Genomic DNA, 25415 nt, shown 5'->3' with positions numbered 1-25415 from the left:
CCTAAAATAGTATATGAGAAATAGTTCACAAGTTCTTGGGGGAATAATTTAGTAGATATAAAAGAGGCAATTGACTTTAGTTAGTTGGATATGAGGTTCAACCGTGCTAGATTCATTGTTTGAGGAGTAACTAGCATATTTATAAATCTAATCTAGAAAAAGAAGAACAGATCTGCATTTTTATTGAGATTTTTATTAAATTTCGCTTAAGTTTGTTAGGGGAGAGTTGGTTTTCTCGTAGTGCATTTCGTTCTCTTTCTAATGTCCAACTGTGGGAGTTTTGTATCCTTATGACTTTTTGTGAATGCGGAAAAAGCCGCGAAAAAGCTTCATTGTACAAGAATTTTTTTGGCTTTTTAGATTTCTATTCTTAGACTTATATTTCGGTATCCTCACAATAATATGTTTACTCAAAATCGAGAGGAAAACTGTGGAGGTTCGATTTATCTCACTGTTAACTAAAAAAGAACACCCTATTGTACTTACGATAGGCTGTTCCTTTTTTTACAGGGGACCATAAAAAGAACAATTTCGACTTGAAATAGATTATTGTTATATGAAATATCTACTAAACCATTACTATCCTCAACGACCTTCTGGATACTTTTTAAGCCTATACCATGACCGGATTTATTAGTTTTTGTGGAGCAGATGTCGCCAAAACGATTCGTATGAATTTCATTCACATAAGGATTCTGAATCCGGATGAACAAGCTTTCATTAAGATAATGCATATGTATGGTGATATAGCACTCTTCATTTCTTTTATCGCAACAAGCTTCAATGGCATTGTCCAGTGCATTTCCTAAAATCACACTGATAACTGTGGTGTCGAGCGTCAGCTGTGCAGGGATGTTCAAGTCTAACTTGAAGGGGATCTGATGCTTCTCAGCGACCTGCTGCTTGTAGTTGATAATGGAATCAATAATCGTATTCCCGCTATTGCTGACGCCTATTGGATTGTCTATTTGCCCCAGTAAGTTGTCCAACTCATTTAGATTGGCAGCTTCACCGGATTGTACCTTTGCGCGTAAACCTATGAGAATATTTTTAATATCATGCTGGAACTTAAAAGATTCTTCCTGTACTTCTTTTGTCAAAAGATATTGATTTACATAGTAAGCATTTTGTTGCTCAAGTAAATAACTTTGGTTCAGCGCAGATTGGATAACTAACATACGGTCACATAAGATAAATATCAATAAATTTATGATGAGTAGTCCTGTGGATAGGATTGGAACAAGGGTAGGGAAGGACTGCATATAAAGGCTGGAAGCGAAGCTGTAGATCCCTAGTGTGCTTATAGAAGGGCAAATAAATAATAGAACCCAATACCATTTAGATAACCCGCCATTTCCAAAGGCTTTAGCTACGCGCACGGATACAAAAGCTAATATAAACATCAGCAGCTTGGAAAGAAACTGGTTCAGAATATATCCCTTTGTCGAGTAAAATAGGGGCAGTGATAACTCACTAAGCGTAATAAGCGCAACCAGAAAAAGAGCGGCAACGATCCGCCATTTGATATTTCCATTGTAAAAAAAAGATAAGAGAGCAATCAGGCCAATATTGAGTGTGAGTAGGATTGAGCCTGGCAGTGAGCTATAGTGCAGAAAGACAATACAGAGGAAATATAGAGAGTACACGATAACAAGATTGGCTTTGGTGGTAAGTCGGCTAACGAAACAATGGCTGTAGAAGTAATGAATGATGATAGGTAAAAGTGGAAGCGTTACTAGATAGAATAACTCCTCCAGAAAGATATTATCCAACAAGACTCCCCCTGAATTTCAGATATTTTTTCTTAAAATCGGCACTGTATTTTGCACTAATGGGTAAGGCTTCGCCATTAAGGAGAATTACTCCCTGGTTACTGATTTCTTTAATAAAGTAAAAGTTAACGATGTAGGATTGATGGATTCGGACAAAATCGCTCACAGGAAGCTTCTGCTCTTCCTCGTTTAGTGTACTGTAGTAGTCGAGTTGATCGTTGCAGGAATAAAGAATAATTCTCCGCCGGTTGCTTTCCAGATAGATGATATTTCGATAGGGGATTAGAATTTCTTTTCCTTTTTGCTGTAGTGATAAGAAGTTTTTTTTGCCTTGCTGGAGCTTGCGAATTACTTTTTCAATCGTAGAAATCAGTTTTTGCTTAAATATCTCTGAATCGATAGGTTTCTTGATAAATCCCGAGGGCTGAACATCGAAGAGTTGCAGATGATATTCATCATGACTAGAGACATAGATAAGCTGCACTAGATCATTTTCATCATTTCCCCGCAGTACATACCCAGCTTGTATTCCATCCATATCCGCCATTTCAATGTCCATAAAAATAATATCAAACGCGCAGGCTTCTTGAATGGCCTTAGTGAAGCTTTCTCCGGAATAAAAGATCGACACCTCTATTTTCCTTGTGAAATTCCTTTGAGTCTCCAGAATAAGTCTCTCTATTAATTCAGTAGTGGGAAAGTCATCATCACAGACAGCAATACGTATCACTTTATCATTCCTTTCGACAAGAATTGTCCAAAATATCCGGGAATTTGTCGACCATATAAGTCACATTATACAAATCCTTCTTAATAATTACATTAACTAACTTGATTATTACAGTTTGAATGTAGTGTCCATGACAACATGTTAGGATGTGGAAAAGTGAAAAGAGGAGTGTTTGATTTGACTCAAACGATCTTTGAGGCCAGAGGTTTAAGCAAACAATACGGAGAGTCTTTTGCGCTTCAGGATGTCTATATGACGATTGGGGCAGGAGATATTTATGGGTTTGTTGGCGAAAATGGGGCAGGTAAAACTACATTAATGAAAATAATAGGCGGATTGGTACATCCGACACATGGCGAAATCTCTCTTTTTGAAAAAAAGGACACAAAAGCTGTTCACGAGGCGAGGCGAAAGGTTGGATTTCTAATTGAAAGGCCAGCGCTTTATCCTAATCTAAATGCGAAGCAAAATCTTACGTTTTATTGCCGTGCGTTTGGGATTAAGGATAAGAGCAGAATTGCGGAAGTATTGCAGGCAGTTTCTCTGGCAGATGCCGGTTCTAAGCTAACCTCAGAATACTCCCTTGGGATGAAACAACGTTTAGGTCTGGCTATTGCTCTACTTAACGATCCCAAATTTCTGGTATTGGACGAGCCTATTAATGGTCTTGATCCGTCAGGCATTGTAGAAGTGCGAAAGATCCTGGAGAAGCTATCTAAAGAACAAGGAGTGACTATACTAATCTCCAGTCATATTTTAAGTGAGTTGCAGCTACTAGCGACCCAATACGGTTTTATTCATAAAGGAAGGTTAATCAAAGAAGCTTCTGCGGAGGAACTCTTGCATACGGCGGAAACTAAGATCTGTATTCGAACGGCTGATCCCGCAGCGACGCTTCAGATTTTGAAAAGTGAACTCCAACTAGAAACCATTACGATCACCGAAGCAGGAGAAATTTTAATTCCTAAAGAGAGTACAAATCTGGAAGAGCTGATGTCTTTTTTTCTACAGCGGGGCATCCATATTGAAGGGATTAACCTGTCGGCTCCAAATCTTGAGAACTATTATATGGATCTAATTGCTGGAGGTAACGAATGAGTAATTTTCTTAAGGCTGAAGCTTATTATGTAACCAAGGATCCCATGTTCAAGGGGATAAGTCTTCTTTTGCTGTTTGGAAGTGCCTTATTACTGGTTTGGATGGGGGTACAAGTAGGATTTGATATAGACAGTCCTTTAGAGCCTTTAATCACTAGCATTCAGTTATCTTTTTTTCTGTATTTTATCATCCCGATTTACGTTTGTTTTTTTGCTACCGAGGGATTTGAGTATGGGTCGGTTCAAACCATTATCGCTTCGGGTCAGAGCAGGTCATTATATTTACTGGGAAAATATCTGACCGAATTAAAAGTTGTATTATGGTGGGTAATTCAATTTTTTGGTCTTTTTTATGTATTGTATATGCTGGCAGCGCTTGTTACGGGTTCCCATATCGGAAATGAAAGCTTAGAGGGGAAGTTTATCGTTGCTATGGGGGCTATTGGATTCAATATTTTGTATCTCGCAGCTTATTCCGCTGTCGTGCTGTTGTTAGGAGTATTGATGAAAAAATCGGCTACCGCTGTTATTGCCACGTTTGTTTTTGTATTTGGCGATTTTCTGCTCAGTGGTTATCTTAAAGACTCATCATATGTATATCTGCGAATGGTTTCTGAAAATACGCTAACGACGCAAATTTTTAAATTCTCTGCTGTAAATTCACATGAAATATATACCCTAAACGAGGGTGTTCGTATGATCCTAATCCCTGTTGTAATCATAGGAGTTTGCTTGAGCGTTGCTTTAATTTCTTTTGAAAAGAGAGATGTGCATCTATAGAGAGGAAGGATGTATTATGAAAAAGGATAACAAAAGAACAACTATGATCTTAAGTATTTCGGTAGTAGTTATTATTTTTTGTGTTCTTTTTGTGAGTATACGAATATCTTGACGCTGTCTATCTAGTTTTACTAGAACGTGAGGATTGAATCGCTCTCTGGTAAAAAAGCCACGGCGTACGTTAATAACGTACCTCGTGGCTTTAGGTGTTTATGGAAGGACATTGCCGGCAGCACGGTAGATTTCATACCATTCTTGCCGAGTAAGAGTAATATTGGAAGCTTTGGCAATATCACGCAAGCGCTGCGTATTAGTTGTGCCAACGACAGGCTGCATATTTGCCGGATGTCTGAGAATCCATGCGATGGCAATCGCTGTATTGGTTACGTCTTTTTCAGCTGCTAAGCGGTTAATGACCTCGTTCAATTCAGGGAACTTATCGTTATCTAAGAATACGCCTTCAAAGAAGCCATATTGGAAAGGCGACCAAGGCTGAATGGTCATGTCATGCAGGCGACTGTACTCCAAAATCCCGCCATCATGAACAACTGAACCGGAGTTAGTCATATTCACATTGAAACCTGTATCAATCATGCCAGTGACCATAATGCTCAATTGCAGCTGGTTGAACAGCAGCGGTTGCTTAACATTTTTCTTAAGCAGCTCGATTTGCAACGGGTTCTGATTGCTGACACCAAAGTGTTTGACCATACCTTTGCTTTCCAGAATATCAAAAGCCTCAGCGACTTCTTCTGGCTCAAATAGCGTGTCAGGACGGTGAAGCAGTAGGACGTCGATATAGTCTGTTTTCAGGCGCTTAAGGCTGCCTTCCACGGATTGCAGGATATGTTCCTTGGAGAAATCAAAAAAACCGTTGCGGATTCCGCATTTGGTTTGGATCATCATTTTATCACGCATACCCGGATTGTTCTCCAGTACACCTGCGAATACTTCCTCGGCTTTGCCAGCTGCGTAGATGTCGGCGTGGTCAAAAAAGTCTATTCCAAGCTCGAGGGAGCTATGTACATGTGTATCTGCTTCTTTTGCAGATAAATCAGCAATCCGCATACAGCCAAGCGAAATTTGTGACACCTCAAGTGCGCCGTTTGCTACACTAATTTTTTTAACCAAAAGTGACTCACTCCTTCGAATGTTAGTAGAACATGCAGTATTCAATCAAACCATATCATAAAGAGGGGAGGTAAGCCAATGTCTATCTAAAAGAGAAAGAGGTTATCTCATCAGTAGAATTCACTACTTCAGAGATAACCTCATTTGTCTATAGATCAGTTATTAATACATATTTGGAATGTCGACATTAGGATCAATATCAGCTTCGTAGTCTACACCCTCTGTTCTAAAACCAAACAGGTTAAAGAAATCTTGGCGGTAGCCTTCAAGATCAGCAAGCTCACCTGCATTGTCGGTTGTCAGCTCGTCCCAACGTTTCATAACCTCAGTCTGAACATCCTCACGCATTTCCCAGTCATCAATTCGGATCAAGCAGCCTCCGTCAGCAGTAGCTTCGCCCCCACTGTAAAGATGCTCAGAGAATAAACGGTACATTTGTTCAATACAGTTCTCGTGCAGCCCTTTTTCCTTCATTACTTCATACAATGCAGAGATATAAAGAGGGACTACAGGAATCGCGGAGCTGGATTGGGTTACCAGAGCTTTGTTCACGGAAACAAAAGCACGTCCACCTTGAGTGGACAGGCGATCATTCAGTTGGATCGCTGTTTGTTCCAGATCATGTTTGGCTTGACCAATCGTTCCGTCGCGATAGATAGGGTGAGTGATTTCAGGCCCGATATAGGAGTAAGCAACGGTTGTAGCTCCATCGGCAAGCACGCCAGCTGCTTGAAGCTGATCGATCCACATTCTCCAATCTTCGCCGCCCATAACTGCGATGGTCTGACGTACTTCCTCTTCTGAAGCAGGCTCAATAGTGGTCATGGAAACTTCACCTGTGTGGAAGTTCAAGGTTTTGTTCGAATAAGCGGTTCCCACCGGTTTAATGACGGAGGAGAAGGTTTCTCCTGTTACCGGATGAGTGCGGCGTGGTGAAGCGACACTATAGACAACTAAATCAACTGTGCCATATTCAGCTTTAATCAATTCAATGGTCTTCTCTTTGATAGCATCGGAGAAGGCATCGCCAACTATGCTGTGAGATTTAAGTCCAAGCTGCGCTGCTTGTTGTTCAAAAGCTGCGGAGTTGTACCAGCCAGCAGAAGCTGTACGTTGACCTTCAGCAGCTTTATCAAAGAAAACACCAATAGTGTTGGCGCCAGCACCGAAAGCGGCTGAAATTCTGGAAGCTAGTCCGTATCCGGTAGAAGCGCCAATGACTAGTACATTAGCAGGTCCCTCAATTTTCTTTTGTGCTTTTACATATTCAATTTGTTGTTGTATTTGTTTGGCGCATCCCTCTGGATGGGCTGTTGTACATATAAATCCGCGAGTTTTAGGTTGAATAATCATCAAGGAATTCCCCTTTTTATAAAAATTAAAGTCCAATGTTACTTCAGAGAAAGTATAGCAAACAATATTTACTAATACAAAGAATTTAGGATATTGGAGAAGAATGACTGCTCTCCACTACGATCGACTGCCATCCGCTGCCGCTTACGGACCCAGATGACGTTATATGCAAATTTATCGCCTTTTCAGCAGGGTTTCGGACCCCAGAGACGTTATTGCTTAGAAAAAGGTTCATATTAGGTGTATTTTGTGCCAATAGCGGCTATGAGGTCCGTTGGAATTCCAAATGTGCAATAATGCTGCGTTACGGGTCAACTGTGTCCGATAGGGCATTGTGCGGGGAGCTGTGATAGGTCGATCGAACGTACGAAGGAAATAAAACGAACGAATGACGAAACTTACGAATCGTGGCAATCGAACTATCTAACCCGAATCATCCGATGAACCCAAGCAGAAAAGGGGCTGCCCCAGCAGCCATTTCGTGGCCATGGGACAACCCCTTAATCTAATGAGGCTAGATTACGCCTTAAATATGGAATCTATAGTTTTGATCTCTTCTGGTGTCAGCTGCACCTTCAGCGTCTCTAAGTTGGAAACGATCTGCTCAGGACGTTTGGCGCCCGGAATAAGCGCATCTATGGAAGGTACGGTCAAATACCAGGCAAGTACGACATGTGCGACTTCGACACCTTTGGCATTGGCAATCTGACGAACCTTGTCCACCTTCTCCAGATTCTTGGCAAAGGTCTCCCCTTGAAATAGCGGGTCATTTTTTCTAATGTCGCTGAATGTATCGCCTTGCTTATATTTGCCGCCCAGCAGACCCGACGCAAGTGGGAAATAGGGCACGAAAGAAATGCCATGCTCCTGCGTATAAGGCAGCAAATCTTGTTCCGCATCACGATGCAGCAGATTGTAGTGGGATTGAAGAACATCCACATGACCGTCTTTGTTGGCTTCTTTCAGCTGATCAATGGAGAAGTTAGACACCCCGATGGCTCTAATCTTCCCTTCATCCTTCAGCTTCTTAAGTTCACCTACAGCTTCGTCCTTAGGTGTGCTTTCATCAGGGAAATGAATATAGTAAAGATCAATATAATCGGTCTGGAGGCGTTTCAAGCTGTCTTCTACAGACTGTCTTAGAAAAGCTGGAGAGTTGTCGAGTGTAATCTTGTCACCGGTAATCACGTGAGCGCCTTTAGTAGCAATGACCACATTGTCGCGGCCGCCTCTTTCCTTCAGCACTTCGCCAATCAGTTCCTCGGATCTTCCTGGTCCATAAATAAAGGCGGAATCAATAAAATTAATCCCATGATCCAGAGCGCTGCGCACAATATTTCTGCCGGTTTCATCATTTAAACCCGGAAATAAATTATGCCCGCCAACAGCATTGGCACCCAGACCCAGCGGGAGAACCTGCAGATTGGTTTTTCCTAAAGTTATTTTATTAGCCATAATCAATAGTCAGCTCCTTAAAATATAATACGTACTATATTAAGTATAGAGAATAACTCGGGTCAGGACAAATTTTGCCTTCCAGCTTTATACATGAATATTTAAACCGGATAAGTTATGATAGTAAGAAAATTTTATATTTGCGTTCGTGCAATCATGATGAGGAGAAGGAGGTCCGTCTTATGCTAGTCATTAATCAAAATGAAGTGGCCGAACTGTTAGCTATGGAATCTTGCATCTCCGTTATGGAATCTGTTTTGAAGGCTCTGTCCGCTGGACAAGCCGTACAAAGCTTAAGACAAGTGCTTCCTTTACAAAAGAGCAATCTGCTCGGTTTAATGCCGGGTTATTTGCAGCATGAAGAGGTAGCTGGTGCCAAAATCATCAGTGTATTTCCCAGCAATCATGGTTCAGGCCTGCCTTCTCATCAAGGTCTTGTTACCCTATTCGATTCATCTACGGGTGTTCTGAAAGCTATAGTGGATGGACAAAAGATTACAGCCATTCGTACGGCGGCAGTCAGTGCAGCAGCAACCCGATATCTGGCCAGAGAGGATGCTGAAATCCTTGCTCTTCTTGGAACTGGGGAACAAGCAAAAAGTCATCTGGAAGCGATGTTGCGGGTTCGACCCATCCGCGAGGTAAAAGTATGGAGCAGGACACTCGCAAAGGCACAGGATTTCCAAATGGAGATGAGCCAAAAATATGATGTGCAGATCATTGTTGCGGAGACAGTTCAAGCGGCAGTCAGCGCAGCGGATATCATTTGTACCGTGACGGCATCCACCGAACCTGTGCTCAAGGGAGAATGGCTGAAACCGGGTGTACATATCAATGCAGTCGGCGCATGTAGACCCAATGATCGTGAGCTGGATTCGGAGACCGTCCAATTAGCTAAGTTATATGTAGATCGGCTGGAATCCGCTCAGAATGAATCTGGGGATTATTTAATCCCGCTGAACGAAGGCAAAATCACAGCAGATCATATTGTCGGGGAGATTGGTGAGCTGATCAGTGGCACTATCGAGGGCAGAAGGTCGGCAGCTGACATTACTCTTTTTAAAGGATTAGGGCTGGCCATAGAGGATTTAGCAGCAGCTAATTTTATATATAATGAAGCTGTTAGATTACATAAAGGCACTGAAATTGCATTCTAAGGAGCGACTACACAATGAGCACTTATGAAGGTCTGTATGATTTCAAGTTGACGGAGCAAGAGGAGGAGCGGGCTCAACGCTTGCATGAGCAGAACATTATTATCGATCTGCTGTTTCAAGGTCCCTTATCTCCAAGCGCGATTCCAGACTCTATCTCTGACAGAATCAAAGAATTATGTGAGCCTTATAAAGATGAGCCAATGGTATACAGCAGTATGCCTGCAAAAATCATCACAAAGCTATCTGCGAGCGGAGAGATCCCTGAGTATAAGGAAGAGTGGTACAAGTCCGGAATTACAGCAGGGAACCGCGAACTTCATTTAGAATCCTTAGACAGCATCATTACAAGCATGGCAGAGGTACAGCTGCAATTTGATTCTGCAGATTGGTTAATCAAAGCCTTAACTGCCGAAGACATACGTGCTGCCAAGCGTAATGGTTATAAAGCGGGCATTATCACAGCACAAGAAACGGATGGTCTGGGCACGAATCTCGATCAATTAGATGTACTTTATAACTTCGGATTAAGAATTATACAATTGACCTACAACAATCAGAACCAGATTGGGGCGGGCTGCGCAGAACAATCGAACGCCGGGGTCACTAATTTTGGGAAAAGATTCATTGCACGCTTGAACAAGCTGGGGATCATTGTAGATACGGGACATTGCGGGAAACAGACTACGTTAGATGCCTGCGCTTATTCCACAACTCCGGTTATTGCTTCACATACGGGTGTAGAGGCGATCTATCCGCATATGCGCTGTAAAAGTGATGAGGAGATTATCGCGATAGCCAAGACGGGTGGAGTTATTGGTATTTTTGCTATGCCTTGGTTTGTTCATGAAGATCCTAAACATACAACTATTGACCATGTGCTGGATCATATCGAATATGTAATCCGGCTTGTAGGCGTGGATCATGTCGGAATTGGAACGGATTGGCCGATGAGCGATGTGCTCTGGTCATTGGTTTATTTTAAAGAACATATCGCACCCAAGCTTGGATTCGCCAAAGGAGACGGACCTTCTACAGAAACCGTTGCTGGACTTGAGAAATATAGTTATTTTATTAACTTTACTAGAGGTTTGGTTGCCCGCGGTTATGCGGATGCAGATATTGCTAAGATCATGGGCGGCAACTGGCTGCGCGTATTTGAAGAAATTTGCGGATAGGGGATAAACAGATGACAACCTACTTACACACATCTACATTTAACGTCTACTTTTCTGGTGTTTATACAGGCAAAATTCATTTTACAGAGCAACAGATCATGCTAGCTAAGGTCGATCCGCGCAGAAGAACGCAAATGCAGGACAATGTGCTGGATGGACAGTTCAAGACCGTACTCCCGCTTCAAAAAATCCATAAACATTTGGATGCTTATGCTAATGCAGAATGGGCAGAAGACGAGGTAGTGCTGAGTAATGGCGATATCTATCAAAAGCATATCCAGTATCAGGCGCAGATTGAAGGCCACGAACTGACCTCACAAGTATGGGCGCTGCGCAAAGAGACGGCTCTGGACATTGTGACTTTGGACGGGGAAATTATCGCTTTTTTAACGCCGAATCGGTATGGTATTGAGCTTATGGTTAAAGCAGGTTATGAGAAGCTGACTCCGTTAGTGGTCTACGACGATCCTCTTCTATCCAAGGCAGAATATGGTGTGAACGATTTGGGTACTGATCTGATTCCGATGCGCGATGGGGTGAAGTTGGCGACAGATGTTTTTTTACCAGAGGGCATTAAGCCGGGAACTAAGCTGCCGACAATTCTCGTAAGAACATGTTATGACCGCAACGGAAAAAAAGAGATTTTTATGAGATGGGCCAATAAAGGTTATGCAGTAGTATCGCAGGATGTTAGAGGTCGGGCAGATTCGGAAGGCGAACTGATTCCTTTTTATAATGAACGGGATGACGGTTATGATACGATTGACTGGATTATTGCTCAGGAATGGTCGGATGGCAACGTCGGCATGTGGGGCGCATCCTATCTAGGTTTTGTTGTTGTGGCGGCGGCCACCAGTGGGCACCCGAATCTGAAGGCGGTTGTGGATGAAGTGAACGTGGGCTCTCCATTTGTTGATACTGTTCGCAAAGGGGGAACCCTTTGTTCTTGGCCATTGCTCTCTTGGACTCTTGCTCAATCTGTGGGTGCTCGGACGGATTTTGATATCTTTGGAGGCATTACGGTGAATCCGGAAGCAGCCGTTGATGCAAGACCGATTAAAGAGATCCCTCAGCAAATGATTGGCAAAACATCAGGTCCATGGGATCTGTGGAACCAGCATCCGGAGTATGATGATTTCTGGAAAAACTGTACTTTTACCGAGCGCGGTGATCAGGTGCAGGTGCCTATGTATGTTATCTCAGGTTGGTATGACGGCGACAGCGCCGGCGTATCGGAAACATGGAGAATGCTAACAGAACATGATGTGCCAAATCGAAAAATCCGTCTGGGCGCTTGGGAGCACGGGCCGAACAGAGCTAGAGACTACGAAGGCGTGAGCTTCGGCAATGATGCCGTAGTCTATGATTACGATGTTTCTGTGCTGCGCTGGTTCGACCGCTTCCTCAAAGGCATTCCAAATGGAATAGATCAGGAGCCTAGAGCCTCTTATTATGTTGTTGGTGAAAATCAGTGGAGAACGTCCGCGGATTGGACACCTGCTGAAGCCACCACTTCTTCCTTCTACCTTTCCAGCGGCGGGCGAGCGAATTCAGGACAAGGGGATGGGCAACTGCTTGCAGCGCCTGAGGAACATTCTCCTGAAGATACTTATATCTATAATCCTCATGATCCTATGAATGATAGCGGTGAACGAGAGCCTGAGAATTTGCGAAAATACGAGCTGCGCAATGATATCCTTGTCTACACTAGTGATATTCTGACGGATGAGCTGACTGTGGCCGGAGAATTGTCTGCGGTTATCTATGCTGCCAGCACTGGCAAAGATACGGATTGGGTTGTTACGCTTAGTGACGTGAATGAACAAGGGGACTCTATCCGGTTATCCAATTATATTGTCAGAGCTAAATACCGTCATGGATTGGAAGCGCCTGAGCTGCTGATTCCCGGGCAGGTGGAGAAATATGATATTTTCATGCCGAATATTGCCCATAGATTTGCTGTGGGACACCGAATTCGGTTCTCGATTACTTCGTCCAGTAAATTCGTTGCTTTCCCTAATACAAATACAGGCAGTAATCCGTATGAAGATTCAGAAGCGATTACTGTGCTGCAGACTGTTTACCATAATCGTGAGTATCCGAGCCATGTGAAGCTGCCGGTGGTTCCTAACGCTTAAATGTGACTTTAATACGAAGAAAGGGCTGAACAAAGGTAAAGGGAATTAACACTTGAAGCTGAAGCAGCATTTGATGACAAATGATGCTTCAAGTGACGTACCGAGAGAGTACTGAGTGAACACCGAGTGAGGCCTAGGTGAAACAAAAAGTGAAGAATGAGCTTATGCTTCAATTGAAGCGAAAAGTAAAACTATAATAGAGCGATTAGGGAATTTCTCCCTGAAATTCTTAGGATTCTGGTCGTCAGGCATATAATTGAGGAAAAACTCCCTAATTTTATGTCTGATTCCCCGGAAATAAGGAAAACAGCCTATTTATTAGGGAGGAATTCCCTGGTTTCGTTCATTTAGAGCAAATTTCTCCTACTTTCAGGGAGTTTTTCCCTAATTAGTTTTAGATCCACTCCGCACAACGCGCAAACGCAGAACACATACTCCCAGCACCAGAACGCATTCCCCAGCACGCAAACGCAGAACGCCTACATCGCCACCATCCCAAACGCCATCGCCCAATCCAATGGCATAGCACACTAAGAACTAATAGTCTATTGGTTATACCATAAATCTTGAACTATACTGCAAGGTCAACCTTGTATTTTTGGAGAAATGTCGATTATTCACAGAAAAGCGCATAAATGCTCCCTTCTTAGGTCACAATAGGGAAAAACCAGAATGAAGGGATTAACGTGAACGCGTTTCGCTTAAAAAAACAACTTTGGCGGCGATGGAGACGTTGGAAAAAGGCGCTTTGGGTAGGAGCTGCTTGTATAGCTTTTACTGTACTGGCTTGGCGCAGTATGCAGGTACCTGAGGAAATCAGTGGACTGCTGACGAATTCTAGCTGGGCGGATAGTGCCGATAGTGAGCTGGCCGCAGCTGTCTTTAAAGTAGGCGAGGACAGTGATGAGGCAAAAGAGAAGGGCACTTTAAATAATGAACAACTGCTGCAAACCATCACCCAAAGTGGGCTCAGCAGAACCGTTCATTTAAAAACAACCTATGTGTCCGGAGAAGAGATTCAGACGTTGCCGGGCGTAAAGAACCCGCTTCAGCTGAAGACTATAATCAATGAACACCCTGAATGGAGCGGTTGGATTAGTTCAGAAGGGGATTTGTGGCTGGAACAAAAAGTGAATGATTTATCGACAATGATAAAAAATGAAGCTTACATTGGTGTAGATGCGTTTGGGAATTTGACCTTGTTTAAAGGTCCGCCAGTTCAGGAGAAGGTACTGAAGACTTTTTTTCAAATGGATATGGGTTCCCTGAAATCCTCATTGCCGGAAAATATTTGGAAAGAGCTTCATGAGGGGATTCGTGTTCAGGATATTGAAGAGTACAACAGTGTGCTGTCTACCTTCAGTGATTATGCCCGCGAAGCTGCTGAGCATGTCATGCAGAACAAGCAATAGCTTTGATAAAGCTGTCCTAAAGTCATTATTAATGGCTGAGGGCAGCTTTTTTGTGTGAAATGAAACGGGGAAGAGTCTTAACTGTAGGCCTAAAGTTGCCATTTCGCTGCAAACAGTAAACTTTTTTTCTCCCGCAAGGGGGATTTTTGCTATAATGGTTAGAAGGAATACATATGTTCGCTTCATGGCGGAGGAATGGATGAAAACGGTGGAATAATCTGCCTGTTATAGAGGAGAGATCGTGTTTGCGTATTTTGGGAATTGATCCGGGGCTGGCGATCGTCGGCTTTGGCTTTGTGGATAAGGAAGGACATAAACTGACCCCCGTCCAATATGGTTGTATTCAGACTGAGGCTCATACGCCTGAAGAAGAACGACTGCTGCATGTCTATGAAGGCATGGGTCAGCTCATTGATAAATATAAACCCGATGCTGTGGCGATAGAAAAGCTGTTTTTCGCTCGCAACGTTACTACAGCATTGCCAGTGGCGCAGGCCCGCGGTGTGACTATATTAGCTGCAGTACAGCGGGGTCTCCCCGTCTCGGAATATACACCTATGATGGTAAAGCAGGCTGTTGTGGGTTATGGTAAGGCTGAGAAACGGCAGGTCCAGGAAATGGTGAAGCTGCTGCTGAAGCTATCGGCGATTCCGAAACCCGATGATGTGGCGGATGCGCTGGCGGTAGCCGTATGCCATGCCCATTCGAGCAGTCTTAATTCTAAATTAAATGAGGTATTGCGAAAATGATAGATTTCTTAAGAGGACCCGTCGTTCATTTGGAGTCGGAATATGTGGTGCTGGATGTGCAGGGAGTAGGTTACCGGGTATTCTGCCCGAATCCTTATGCTTTTGCTAAAGTAGAAGGACCTGTAACGATCTATATTCATTACCAAACACGTGAGGACGCTACGCTATTATTTGGGTTCCCGACTCGTGAGGAACAAAAATTGTTCCGCAAGCTGATAGAGGTATCTGGCATCGGTCCTAGGGTTGCGCTTGGAATCCTGACAGGTGGAACACCGGATCAGTTGATTTCAGCGATTTATCAAGAGAATATAACGTTCTTAACGAAATTACCGGGCATTGGCAAAAAGACGGCACAGCGTATGATCCTTGATTTGAAGGACAAGCTGGACGGACTCAGTATGGCTTCAATGCAAACGGGATTGTTTGCAGTGCCAACGGAAGAAGCAACGGATGGATTGGCCTGGCAAGAGGCGCGGGATGCGCTTAAGGGGCTGGGTTATACCGAAAGCGAATTGGACCGCGTGTGGCTCGCGTTGAAGAAAGAGGGAGCAGAGACAGGCACTGTAGATGTGCTGATGAAGAAAGCACTAGGGCTGCTATATATAGCTAAGTAAAGCCGTACACATCCTAAAGAAAGGGAGCGATAGGAAATGGATGACCGGATTATATCCGCGAATTTGATGATGGATGAGCAGGCGGTAGAACTAAGCTTGCGTCCTCGTTATCTGGGAGAATATATCGGCCAGACTCAGGTGAAAGAAAACCTGAAGGTATATATAGAAGCGGCCAAAATGAGAAGCGAAGCGCTGGATCATGTACTGCTGTACGGACCTCCGGGTCTGGGCAAAACAACGCTCGCTAATATTATCGCCAATGAGCTGGGTGTGAACCTGCGAACAACTTCCGGCCCTGCGATAGAGCGTCCAGGCGATCTTGCCGCTCTGCTGACGAATCTGCAGGAAGGCGACGTGCTTTTCATCGATGAGATTCACCGTTTGCACCGCACGGTCGAGGAGGTTATGTATCCTGCGATGGAGGATTTCGCGCTGGATATCATGATCGGCAAAGGGCCAAGTGCCCGTTCGGTACGATTGGATTTGCCGCCGTTCACACTGATAGGTGCCACAACCCGGGCAGGACTACTGTCTGCGCCACTGCGTGATCGTTTCGGAGTGGTCAGTCGCCTGGAATTCTATAACATAGATGAGCTGAGTTACATTGTTTCTCGAAATGCGGATCTTTTAGGCATTGAGATTGTTGGCGATGCAGCAGAAGAGATCGCGCTTCGTTCGCGGGGCACGCCGCGGATTGCTAACCGCTTATTGAAGCGGGTCCGTGATTTTGCTCAAGTGCGCGGAGATGGAATTATAACTCCTGAAATTTCTGGGGAAGCATTGAAGATGCTTCAGGTGGACCCACGTGGGCTGGACAGTATTGACCACAAGATGTTAAGTGCTATGATTTCAAGCTTTCGCGGCGGTCCTGTAGGACTGGATACGATTGCAGCTACGATTGGTGAGGAAAGTCAGACGATTGAGGACGTATATGAGCCGTACCTGCTGCAGATAGGTTTCTTGCAGCGGAGTCCGCGTGGAAGAATTGTAACCCCGGCCGCTTATCATCATTTAGGGCTTCCGCTCCCTCCGGAGCAGCACTAGTTCGTCACTACAATTATAAAGGAGGATGCTGGATGAAGCATACGAAGAGGAAATGGAGAGGGGTCGCCCCGCTAAGCAAAGGATTGCTTGCGGCTGCGCTTGCTGTAGGAAGTTTCCTGATCCCTGCGGGTGCCAGTCATGCCGATTCTAATAGCACGATACGAGTTGCTCTTTATGCTGATATTGGAAGTAAATATAAATCCACTGTGCCAGCAGTAACACTGCTATCAACGCAAAGCTTTACTTTGCTGTCGGATCAAGCAGGAAGTGCTCCTTTGGTGTCTGTCCCAGCACAGAAGCAAATTCGTGTAAGTCTGGACGGATATAGAGTTAAGGTGATGGAGGTTTCAAGCTGGCAGACAGCAGCGGATGCAGCTAAAAAGCTCCAATCCACCTCCGATAAACCGCAGATTTTTGCAATCTCCAGAAATGGAGCGACTGTGTATCAGTTGTACACGGGCGTCTATGCTAGTGAAGCAACTGCCAAGGATGGGCTTACCCGTGTAGTCAAAGCAGGGTTGAGCATTCCTGCTGACCAAACCCCAGCAGTGAAAGGTAATAAACATTTATCAGCTGGCCGCTATTCTTCGGAGCAGGAAGCAGATGTGGCGCTTAATAGCCTCACTGCAGCTGGTTTGGATGCTTGGAAGGTGTTTCTGGCAGGAAACGATGGCAGTGCACAAGTAGAGGTATGGGTAGGCGAAGCTGCCAACGATAGTGATTTAACAGCTGTTCAGGCCGCTGTGTCTACGGCGGCACCACAATTTACGGTTTCGGTGGCGACCTCGCCTGGATTAATACTGCGTAAGGATGCCGGACTGGATTTTAGCAGTGAAACTCAAGCCGATCATTATCTGGTTTCTGGAAGCAATGCTAAATTTCTTGCTGCAGGCAGCGAGGCTGGGATTCAGTTAGTGGAAAGATCCAAGCGTACATATCGCGGAAATTTGGAACTGAGCAATTTGAGCGGATCGCTGGCTGTAATTAATGTAGTGCCGCTGGAGCAATATTTGTATGCCGTAGTTGGAGGAGAGGTTTCCTCCAGCTGGCCAGAAGAAGCGCTAAAAGCTCAGGCTGTCGCCGCCCGCAGCTATGCGCTGTCCCAAGGCAACCGTTTTGATGTAGCGAATGTAGTAGATACCACTCTTAGTCAGGTATATAACGGAATCGGGTCTGAAGCTCCCTCCATTATCAAAGCTGTAGATACTACTGCTGGTGAAGTGCTGATGAGTGGTGGTAAAGTTGTTGAGGCTGTATTTTCTTCCAATAGTGGAGGTATGACAGCTGACCCTTCAGAGGTTTGGGCGAATGGTGGCGATGTATTTGCTAGTGTTCCAAGCGTTGAAGATGTTTCGGCTGCTGCTGCTAAGAAGTGGTATTATGTTCTGCTTGCGAATGGTACCTCTGGTTATGCACGTGAAGATAATATTAAATTGACGGGCAGCAAAACCGCTGCCGGACTCGATATAGTTACCGCTACAACCAAAGATGTGAATATACGTCCTCTGCCAGTTATTGAGAGCAGTGTTAGTGCAGTCGGAAAGCTGAATCCGGGTGAGAACGCTGTGGCTCTGGATAAAGTATATGAGTCTGGCAGCTATAGCTGGATTAAAGGGCCGTATACCTCTGCTGAACTTCTAAAAAGCCTGCAGGGTAAAACAACAAGCACGCTCCCTTCCAGCATCTCTAACCTGCAGGTCACCCAGCGCGGTCCTTCTGGAAGAGTGATTCAGGTGAAAGCTAATGGTCAGGCTCTGAATGTGAAATATCCTGATATGTTCCGCTCCGCGTTTAATGGATTACCTAGTACATTGTTTGATATTGTGGCACCCGGAAGTTATACTGTATTAGGCGCTGACGGCGCTACCGCCACAATTAGCAGCTCGCAGAGTGCTGGCGTGCTTTCCGCATCGGGGAAGGTTAATGTGAATGGCAGTGGAACTGTAGTGATGGGCGGAGATTCTGCGGCCAGAGTGATCACTAACAGCTCGGGCTTTCTGTTCATTGGACAAGGCAACGGCCATGGTCTAGGCATGTCGCAGTGGGGCGTGAAAGGCATGGCGGACAGCGGGTATGATTACAAGCAAATATTGCAACACTATTATAAGAACGTTACTATAGTTAAGGAATGAAGACAGACCATGAATGTAGATGCTTATGATTTTCATTTGCCGGAAGAATTGATTGCCCAGACACCTCTCGCTGATCGCAGTGCTTCTAGACTGCTTCTAGTGAATAAGGAGGATGGAGAGCTGGCCCACCGGCATTTTACCGATATTATTGATTATTTTAATCCCGGAGACACGCTTGTTCTAAATGATACGAGAGTCATTCCAGCGAGATTGTTTGGAGTGAAAGAAGATACTGGTGCTAAGGCGGAAGTGCTTCTCCTAAAGAATCTTGGGGATGATCGCTGGGAAGCACTTGTAAAGCCAGGGAAAAAGCTCAAGACAGGCGCGGTGATTATCTTTAGTGATGAGCTTCGTGCCGTTATCGAGGACGAAGCTGATATGGGCGGCCGTACGCTTCGTTTCATATATCAGGGTATTTTTCAGGAGATTCTGGACAGGCTGGGAACGATGCCGTTGCCACCTTATATTAAGGAAACACTGGATGATCGTGAACGATATCAGACTGTGTATGCTCGGCATGAGGGATCGGCCGCTGCGCCTACCGCAGGGCTTCATTTTACCCAAGAATTGCTGAAACAGATTGAGGCTAAGGGTGTAAATATCGCTTATATCACCCTTCATGTAGGTCTCGGTACTTTTCGTCCGATGTCTGTAGAGAAGGTTGAAGAGCATGTTATGCATTCTGAGTATTTCGTAATGTCTCAAGAAACGGCAGATACCATAAATGCTACTAAGGCACGAGGCGGCCGTATTATTGCAGTTGGTACAACGTCTTGTCGGACACTTGAAACGGTCGGAAGACAATGTGAAGGTGGTCCGCTTGTGGAATGCAGCGGCTGGACGGATATTTTTATCTATCCAGGGTATAAGTTCAGTGTAGTAAATGCGCTAATTACCAATTTCCACCTGCCAAAGTCTACTTTGGTTATGTTGGTTAGCGCTTTGGCAGGTCGGGAACATATTCTAGCTGCTTATGAAGAAGCGATAGAGCAGAAGTACCGATTCTTTAGCTTTGGAGATGCAATGTTTATTTATTAAGGTAAGAGGATGGGTTAACTTATGGCAGCAATTACTTATGAGCACATCAAAACGTGCAAACAATCCGGAGCCAGACTTGGAAGAGTCCACACTCCACATGGTGTGATTGAGACACCAGCATTTATGCCAGTCGGCACACAAGCTACAGTCAAGACTATGAGTCCTGAAGAGCTGAAAGAGATGGATGCCCATATTATTTTGAGCAATACTTACCATCTGTTTCTAAGACCAGGCCATGATATTGTTCGTGAAGCTGGTGGACTGCACAAGTTCATGAACTGGGATCGCCCGATTCTGACAGACAGCGGCGGGTTTCAAGTATTCTCGTTAAGCGACATGCGCAAGATTACGGAAGAAGGAGTTCATTTCCGTTCCCATTTAAATGGGGATAAGAAATTCCTGTCTCCGGAAGTAGCGATGGAGGTTCAGAACTCTCTGGGTTCAGATATAATGATGGCATTTGATGAATGTCCTCCATTCCCGGCCGAATATGATTATGTGAAAAAATCACTGGAGCGCACCACGCGCTGGGCAGAACGTTGCCTGAAAAGTCATGCTCGTCCTAACGATCAGGGTCTTTTTGCTATCGTGCAAGGGGGCATGTATGAAGATCTGCGCCGTCAGAGCGCGGCTGATTTGACTTCCATGGATTTCCCGGGGTATGCTATTGGGGGGCTCAGCGTCGGAGAGTCCAAGCAGCTAATGTATGAAGTGCTGGATTATACAGTTCCCCTGCTGCCACAAGGCAAACCTCGCTATTTGATGGGCGTGGGTTCACCGGATGCGCTGCTGGAAGGATCAATCCGAGGAGTAGACATGTTCGATTGTGTCTTGCCTACTCGTATTGCCCGTAATGGAACAACGATGACCAGTCAGGGAAGACTCGTTGTACGCAACGCTAAGTATGCCCGTGATTTTGGGCCGCTTGATCCGGAGTGTAATTGCTATACATGCCGGAATTATTCCCGCGCTTATTTGCGCCATCTAATCAAAGCCGATGAAACCTTCGGACTTCGATTGACGACATACCACAATTTGCACTTCTTGTTGGATTTAATGCGTAAAGTGCGTGAAGCCATCAAAGAAGATCGGCTGCTTGATTTTCGCGATGAGTTTTTTGCCAAATACGGATTATATGATAATCTTAAAGGCTTTTAGGGTTTGATTTAAGAGTCATGCTTTAATGTACTTTGAAAGGGGGGAGAAATATGATTCAATCGTTTCAATATGCAACTGGCGCAGGTGGTGGAGGTAGTATACTAGGCCTGGTAGGTCCCTTTGTCCTTATGTTTGTAGTATTCTACTTCTTGCTGATTCGTCCGCAACAAAAGAAGACCAAAACTCGTAACGCAATGTTGAAAGCTCTGAAAAAGGGCGATAAAATCGTTACTATTGGAGGACTTCACGGTACGATCATGGAGATTTCCGATGATATCGTGGTTCTGCGGGTCAACGATGTAACTAAGCTGACTTTTGATCGCGGTTCCATCAGCCACGCTGTGGCGACGGATGTCGAAGAGAAAGTATAGACTTGTTATTTAAGTACATAAAAAGCGGTGTCTTCTCATTGGAGAGGACACCGCTTTTTTGATCTTTAAGGTTATTAAGATTTAGCAGTTTAACTTTAACGTACATTTGTTACGCGGCTCGGAACGGTAAGCGACTCTTCACGTCCCCGCAAAGTTAATTTGGCGAGTTGAACGCCAACTGTAGAGGCTAGTACAGCTAGCAAGGTTCCACCAATCATATCTGTAAGCCAATGAATGCCCAGATAGAAAATTCCAAAGACGATTACAACTGCAGAAATACTAGTGATGGCCATCCAGCGGCGGTTCCCTGAACGGAAGGCCAGAAGTGCCATTGTAACAGATATGGACGTATGTAGACTCGGGAAGCAGTTATTGAGACCGGATAGCGGTCTATATTCCTGTTCGAATTTCGGAAATACATCCAGCATAGTAAATTTGACGCCCGCTGGCAGATAGGACCAAACCTCGTTTACCGGGAAGTAAAGATAGAATGGAATCGCCAAGGCATAGTTGATAATAATAGCATAGCAGGTGGCATATAACATCACCCGGTTTTTATCTAACAGATAGACCCCTAATGATGCTGCTAGAACAGACTGAAGCATGAAAATGTAGAAAAAGACGATGATCGGTGTTAACCATGGACTGTAGAATATATCCTGAACGGCTTGGACAAAATGACCCTCTAGACCAAATATAAACGGCGTATAATCAGAGGTAAGATGCATTTTTTGTTCAATTTGCAGTTCATATTTATTTATGGCTAATACGCCAAACATTCCTGCAATCAGCAACAAAAACTTATAGGATCGCAGCATCTCTTTCCCAATTTCAACCAATGCCATGAGTGGATTACGTTTAGCGCCAATCCATACTAATATCACTACTAATGCAACTGTGTACAAAACAATATGGTTCATTGATTGGTAAAACAAAGCAATCGAAGCCTCCTTGATCTCTTAATGAAGTCAGATGATCACAGTTTAACATATTTTCAAGGAATGTTTCGAATTTAATGGAATTATAATTTTAGCTTTTTTGTAAATTAACGCCAAATATTCCGCCGAGAGCGCCAATTGCTGCAGCTGCCAGAACCCATAGCAGATCCACACCAGAGGGTGCGCTGTCCAGTGCCAAAAAACCGATCAACAGAACGATAATCCCATAAAATGCGCCTGTAAGACTTCCTTGATACCAGCCTTTGCTCGTGGCTCTGCGACCGGCGGTTAGTCCTCCGAATGCTGCAGCTATGCCGTGTACAATGTACGTGTACATTGAGAGATCCTGCTCCTTCAGACTGCTGCCCCATAACAAAAGTGAGAGGACAAACGCACCCATCAGCATCCAAAGGAATGATCGACATAGGCCAGATAACACAGGATTGGCTATTCTCCACGAGAACATGCGCCGGATTAAATACATGGTACAACCTCCTAAAGTTTTTTTGAGGAAAAAGAATCAACATAGTTATTATTCATTGTATGGGATGGCTTGCCCCAATAGTACAAGAAAGGGCATTGCAGCCTTTTTACCATTAATTAATATGCCGGCTTCCGAATGTTCCCTGCACAGAGCGGTCAGAATAGGGTTACATTAATCCACCCGGGAAAACAAGTCTGCGGGTGAGAATGGAGGGGAGCGAAGCTATATGTTCCAGCATATCTCTACCCATATTTTCTTGACCGTGCTGATGTATTTCTTCATATTCCTGTGTATGCGCATCATGGGGAAGAGGGAAATAGGTAAGCTGTCTGTATTTGATTTAACGATCTCCATCATGATTGCTGAGATTGCTGTTTTTGTGCTTGAGGATATTAATCGGCCGATCTATGAAGGAGTCGTTCCGATGGCAACATTGGTGTTGATACAGGTAATTGTGGCTCAGCTCAGTCTTAAGAGCAGAAAGCTCAGACTTTTAATGGACGGCAAACCGAGCATACTCATTTCTGGCGGCAAGCTGCACCGGGGCGAAATGCGTAGGCAGAGATATAATATTGATGATCTGCTGCAGCAGTTGCGTGGACAGAACATCGCCAGTCCTGCTGACGTGGAATTTGCAATCCTGGAGCCTAGTGGACAGCTAACCGTATTCGAGAAAGAGAAGGGGAGTTCATCCTCTAACCCATCAGGCAATAGCAGTGCAGCTGCTGAGCATAAAAAGAGTGACGATAATAAAGGGAACAAGAACCGTAAGATAGAGCTGCCGAAGAATAAGATCAGATATGAAGGACTTCCAATCCCTCTGATTATGGATGGAAAGGTGCAGGATCAGAATTTAGAGATGATTGGAAAAACCAGATTTTGGCTAAGAACTCAAATTCGCCAAAAGGGAGTATCTGATTTCAAAAATGTTTTTCTATGCTCCATAGATCATAAGGGCAGAATTTATGTCGACCGTTTGGACAACAGATAGCCTTTTAAAGCCTGCGTTTGATAAACGGCAGACGGTCCAAATCACGAATTGAGATAAGGCCAGCTAACAGACTGATTCCGAAATACAGGACCATTCCTATCGCAGAGGCAAATATAAATTGAATCCATTGTACATCTGCAATGGGAATGGAAGTGTATACATAATGCACGCCCGCTCCCATAATGACCATTGCACATAAGGTTTTTATGGTTTCGGTTACTCTTAAAGATAATGAAATAAGACTGACCACACTGTATCCGTGAAGCATCGTAACCAGAATGCTGTTCACAATAATGGCTATGATGGCGCCGTAAATTCCATATTCAGGTTGCGATGCCAGTATTACGATCAGAATGATTTTGACTACTGCTCCAATTAAGGTATTGATGAGTGCCCTGCCCGGTCGATCCATAGCTTGCAGCGCAGCTTGTAAGGGAGCTTGAACATAAATGAACAAGGCGAATGGAGCCATGAGCTTCAGCATAGGAGCTGTATCCGCGTTACCATATAACAAATTGCATAGCGGAACCGCCAGGATATACATAAGAACAGCAAAAGGAGCCCCTGTTACCAGCGCAAGCCGCAACGCTTGATGCATACGCTTGTGAATGGTGGGCAAGTCCTTTCTTGCCGCAGCTTCTGATATGGAAGGAACCAGAGACACAGCAAGTGAAGAGGTTAATGCCCCGGGCAGCAGCAATAAAGGAACAACCATCCCTTGTAAAGACCCGTACTGAGCTGTAGCGGCAGCAGCGGCTATACCTGCCAAGGCGAGACTGCGCACAGTAATAATAGATTCCAGCAGATAAGAAAAAGAGCCTACAAGCCGACTTGCCGTAACGGGAATGGATATGCCTAGTAACCGCCGTAATATGGGGGAGTTGGCTTTCACACCTTGTGTATCAGATGGGATAACCTCCGGCTCGAGAGCGGGTTGCTCTGGAGTCGGATTTGTCTGCTTTTTATCTTTTTTAGTAATGACATAATATTGCCACAGAATCGCTAACATTCCGCCAATTTCTCCTACCGTCACACCTAACATCGCTCCAGCCGCCGCCATAGCAATACCCTTAGGAAGCAACAACCAGGAGAACCAGAGCATAAAGAATATTCGAACTAAAGATTCGAAGATGGAGGAGAGCGCCGATGGTATCATGTTCTGCTTGCCTTGGAAATAACCGCGGTAAATTGCAGATACGGCGACAATCCCAATCATTGGGATCATGGCAATAAACGTATAATAAACCCGATGGTCTGTTAAGATAACATTGGAGACCCATGAGGCACTTACCAAAGCAACCAATGTAAAGAAGATTGCAAGTCCAATACTAAGAGCAAGTCCAGTACGTAAAATCAGCCGTGATTTTTCAGGCCGATTCTCTCCTTCTGCTTCCGCCACCATCTTGGCTATCGCCAGTGGAATCCCGCCTGTAATGACAGTAACCAGCACAAGAAAAAAAGGATACGCGAGCTGATACAGACCCACACCTTCTGCTCCGATAATACGGGGTAAAGCAATCCGGGGAATAAATCCAAGCATCCGATTAATGATGCCGGCGGCTAGCAAGATTAAAGTTCCTTGTATAAAGCTCTGTTTCTTCAAAGGTCACGCCTTCTTCCCAAAATGAAATAAAACGCTGGCGAACTTGTCTATTCTTATGGATATGCTGTACCCCTATCTCGGCATGCCTTGTTT

General features: G+C 44.5%; 22 protein-coding genes. 14 read left to right on the top strand and 8 right to left on the bottom strand.

Annotation, left to right across the window (positions count from 1 at the left end):
* Nucleotides 1-482: 482 nt before the first annotated feature.
* Complete coding sequence (locus tag NST58_RS25945; RefSeq protein WP_339244582.1) at nt 483-1772, bottom strand: GHKL domain-containing protein; 1290 nt, start codon at nt 1770-1772, stop codon at nt 483-485.
* Complete coding sequence (locus NST58_RS25940; RefSeq protein WP_339244581.1) at nt 1765-2502, bottom strand: LytTR family DNA-binding domain-containing protein; 738 nt, start codon at nt 2500-2502, stop codon at nt 1765-1767. The genes NST58_RS25945 and NST58_RS25940 overlap by 8 nt, the downstream gene beginning before the upstream one ends.
* 156 nt (nt 2503-2658) lie before the next feature.
* Between NST58_RS25940 and NST58_RS25935 the strand changes: the two genes are divergently transcribed.
* The gene (locus tag NST58_RS25935; RefSeq protein ID WP_339244579.1) at nt 2659-3600 is read left to right on the top strand and encodes an ABC transporter ATP-binding protein; all 942 of its coding nucleotides are present in this window, start codon (nt 2659-2661) and stop codon (nt 3598-3600) included.
* On the top strand, nt 3597-4379 hold the full coding sequence (locus NST58_RS25930; RefSeq protein WP_076193197.1) for a hypothetical protein: 783 nt from the start codon (nt 3597-3599) through the stop codon (nt 4377-4379). Before NST58_RS25935 ends, NST58_RS25930 begins: the two co-directional genes overlap by 4 nt.
* A 210-nt stretch (nt 4380-4589) precedes the next feature.
* On the opposite strand, the gene NST58_RS25925 is transcribed toward NST58_RS25930, so the two are convergent.
* The 3 genes from NST58_RS25925 to NST58_RS25915 form a co-directional block, all read right to left on the bottom strand.
* On the bottom strand, nt 4590-5510 hold the full coding sequence (locus NST58_RS25925) for an aldo/keto reductase (RefSeq protein WP_339244575.1): 921 nt from the start codon (nt 5508-5510) through the stop codon (nt 4590-4592).
* Nucleotides 5511-5672: 162 nt separating this feature from the next.
* The gene (fabV, locus tag NST58_RS25920; protein ID WP_036687496.1) at nt 5673-6863 is read right to left on the bottom strand and encodes an enoyl-ACP reductase FabV; all 1191 of its coding nucleotides are present in this window, start codon (nt 6861-6863) and stop codon (nt 5673-5675) included.
* A gap of 519 nt (nt 6864-7382) precedes the next feature.
* Nucleotides 7383-8318, bottom strand: coding sequence for an aldo/keto reductase (locus NST58_RS25915; RefSeq protein ID WP_076185518.1), 936 nt, complete (start codon nt 8316-8318; stop codon nt 7383-7385).
* Between the two features lie 182 nt (nt 8319-8500).
* On the opposite strand from NST58_RS25915, the gene NST58_RS25910 reads away from it, so the two are divergent.
* From NST58_RS25910 to yajC, 11 genes are all read left to right on the top strand, one after another.
* Nucleotides 8501-9475 carry an ornithine cyclodeaminase family protein gene (locus NST58_RS25910; RefSeq protein ID WP_076185517.1) on the top strand — a complete coding sequence of 325 codons (975 nt, stop codon included), beginning with the start codon at nt 8501-8503 and terminating at the stop codon, nt 9473-9475.
* A gap of 14 nt (nt 9476-9489) precedes the next feature.
* Nucleotides 9490-10650, top strand: a complete 1161-nt coding sequence (locus NST58_RS25905; RefSeq protein WP_280753799.1) for a membrane dipeptidase — start codon at nt 9490-9492, stop codon at nt 10648-10650.
* An 11-nt stretch (nt 10651-10661) separates the two neighbouring features.
* Nucleotides 10662-12788: a CocE/NonD family hydrolase gene (locus tag NST58_RS25900; RefSeq protein ID WP_339244570.1), complete on the top strand. Its 2127-nt coding sequence runs from the start codon at nt 10662-10664 to the stop codon at nt 12786-12788.
* A gap of 686 nt (nt 12789-13474) precedes the next feature.
* Entirely contained in the window at nt 13475-14200 is a 726-nt protein-coding gene (locus tag NST58_RS25895; protein WP_076130403.1) for a BofC C-terminal domain-containing protein, read from the top strand.
* A 245-nt stretch (nt 14201-14445) separates the two neighbouring features.
* A complete protein-coding gene (gene ruvC, locus NST58_RS25890; protein WP_036677679.1) occupies nt 14446-14949 on the top strand; it encodes a crossover junction endodeoxyribonuclease RuvC in 504 nt (167 codons plus the stop codon).
* Nucleotides 14946-15563: a Holliday junction branch migration protein RuvA gene (gene ruvA / locus NST58_RS25885; protein ID WP_036677675.1), complete on the top strand. Its 618-nt coding sequence runs from the start codon at nt 14946-14948 to the stop codon at nt 15561-15563. The genes ruvC and ruvA overlap by 4 nt, the downstream gene beginning before the upstream one ends.
* Nucleotides 15564-15599: 36 nt before the next feature.
* Nucleotides 15600-16607, top strand: coding sequence for a Holliday junction branch migration DNA helicase RuvB (gene ruvB / locus NST58_RS25880; RefSeq protein ID WP_036677672.1), 1008 nt, complete (start codon nt 15600-15602; stop codon nt 16605-16607).
* A gap of 32 nt (nt 16608-16639) precedes the next feature.
* Complete coding sequence (locus NST58_RS25875) at nt 16640-18739, top strand: SpoIID/LytB domain-containing protein (RefSeq protein WP_339244567.1); 2100 nt, start codon at nt 16640-16642, stop codon at nt 18737-18739.
* Between the two features lie 9 nt (nt 18740-18748).
* The gene (gene queA, locus NST58_RS25870; RefSeq protein WP_076130401.1) at nt 18749-19777 is read left to right on the top strand and encodes a tRNA preQ1(34) S-adenosylmethionine ribosyltransferase-isomerase QueA; all 1029 of its coding nucleotides are present in this window, start codon (nt 18749-18751) and stop codon (nt 19775-19777) included.
* Nucleotides 19778-19798: 21 nt separating this feature from the next.
* On the top strand, nt 19799-20935 hold the full coding sequence (gene tgt / locus NST58_RS25865) for a tRNA guanosine(34) transglycosylase Tgt (protein ID WP_036677666.1): 1137 nt from the start codon (nt 19799-19801) through the stop codon (nt 20933-20935).
* Nucleotides 20936-20985: 50 nt separating this feature from the next.
* Nucleotides 20986-21306, top strand: coding sequence for a preprotein translocase subunit YajC (yajC, locus tag NST58_RS25860; protein WP_036677664.1), 321 nt, complete (start codon nt 20986-20988; stop codon nt 21304-21306).
* 95 nt (nt 21307-21401) lie between these two features.
* Here yajC and NST58_RS25855 read toward each other — a convergent pair whose 3' ends face one another.
* Together NST58_RS25855 and NST58_RS25850 are read right to left on the bottom strand one after the other, a co-directional pair.
* Nucleotides 21402-22241, bottom strand: a complete 840-nt coding sequence (locus NST58_RS25855; RefSeq protein WP_248549480.1) for a phosphatase PAP2 family protein — start codon at nt 22239-22241, stop codon at nt 21402-21404.
* A 94-nt stretch (nt 22242-22335) separates the two neighbouring features.
* Nucleotides 22336-22728 carry a TIGR04086 family membrane protein gene (locus NST58_RS25850; RefSeq protein WP_339169415.1) on the bottom strand — a complete coding sequence of 131 codons (393 nt, stop codon included), beginning with the start codon at nt 22726-22728 and terminating at the stop codon, nt 22336-22338.
* A gap of 226 nt (nt 22729-22954) precedes the next feature.
* Here NST58_RS25850 and NST58_RS25845 point away from each other — a divergent pair, with 226 nt between their 5' ends.
* Nucleotides 22955-23719, top strand: coding sequence for a DUF421 domain-containing protein (locus NST58_RS25845; RefSeq protein ID WP_076130399.1), 765 nt, complete (start codon nt 22955-22957; stop codon nt 23717-23719).
* Nucleotides 23720-23723: 4 nt separating this feature from the next.
* On the opposite strand, the gene spoVB is transcribed toward NST58_RS25845, so the two are convergent.
* Entirely contained in the window at nt 23724-25322 is a 1599-nt protein-coding gene (gene spoVB, locus NST58_RS25840; protein WP_076185511.1) for a stage V sporulation protein B, read from the bottom strand.
* Nucleotides 25323-25415 lie beyond the last annotated feature (93 nt).

The sequence above is a fragment of the Paenibacillus sp. FSL R10-2796 genome (assembly GCF_037965315.1).
Taxonomy (GTDB): domain Bacteria; phylum Bacillota; class Bacilli; order Paenibacillales; family Paenibacillaceae; genus Paenibacillus_AQ; species Paenibacillus_AQ odorifer.
Note: the sequence above shows the minus strand (reverse complement) of the source record. Positions and strands in the feature narration are given on the sequence as shown.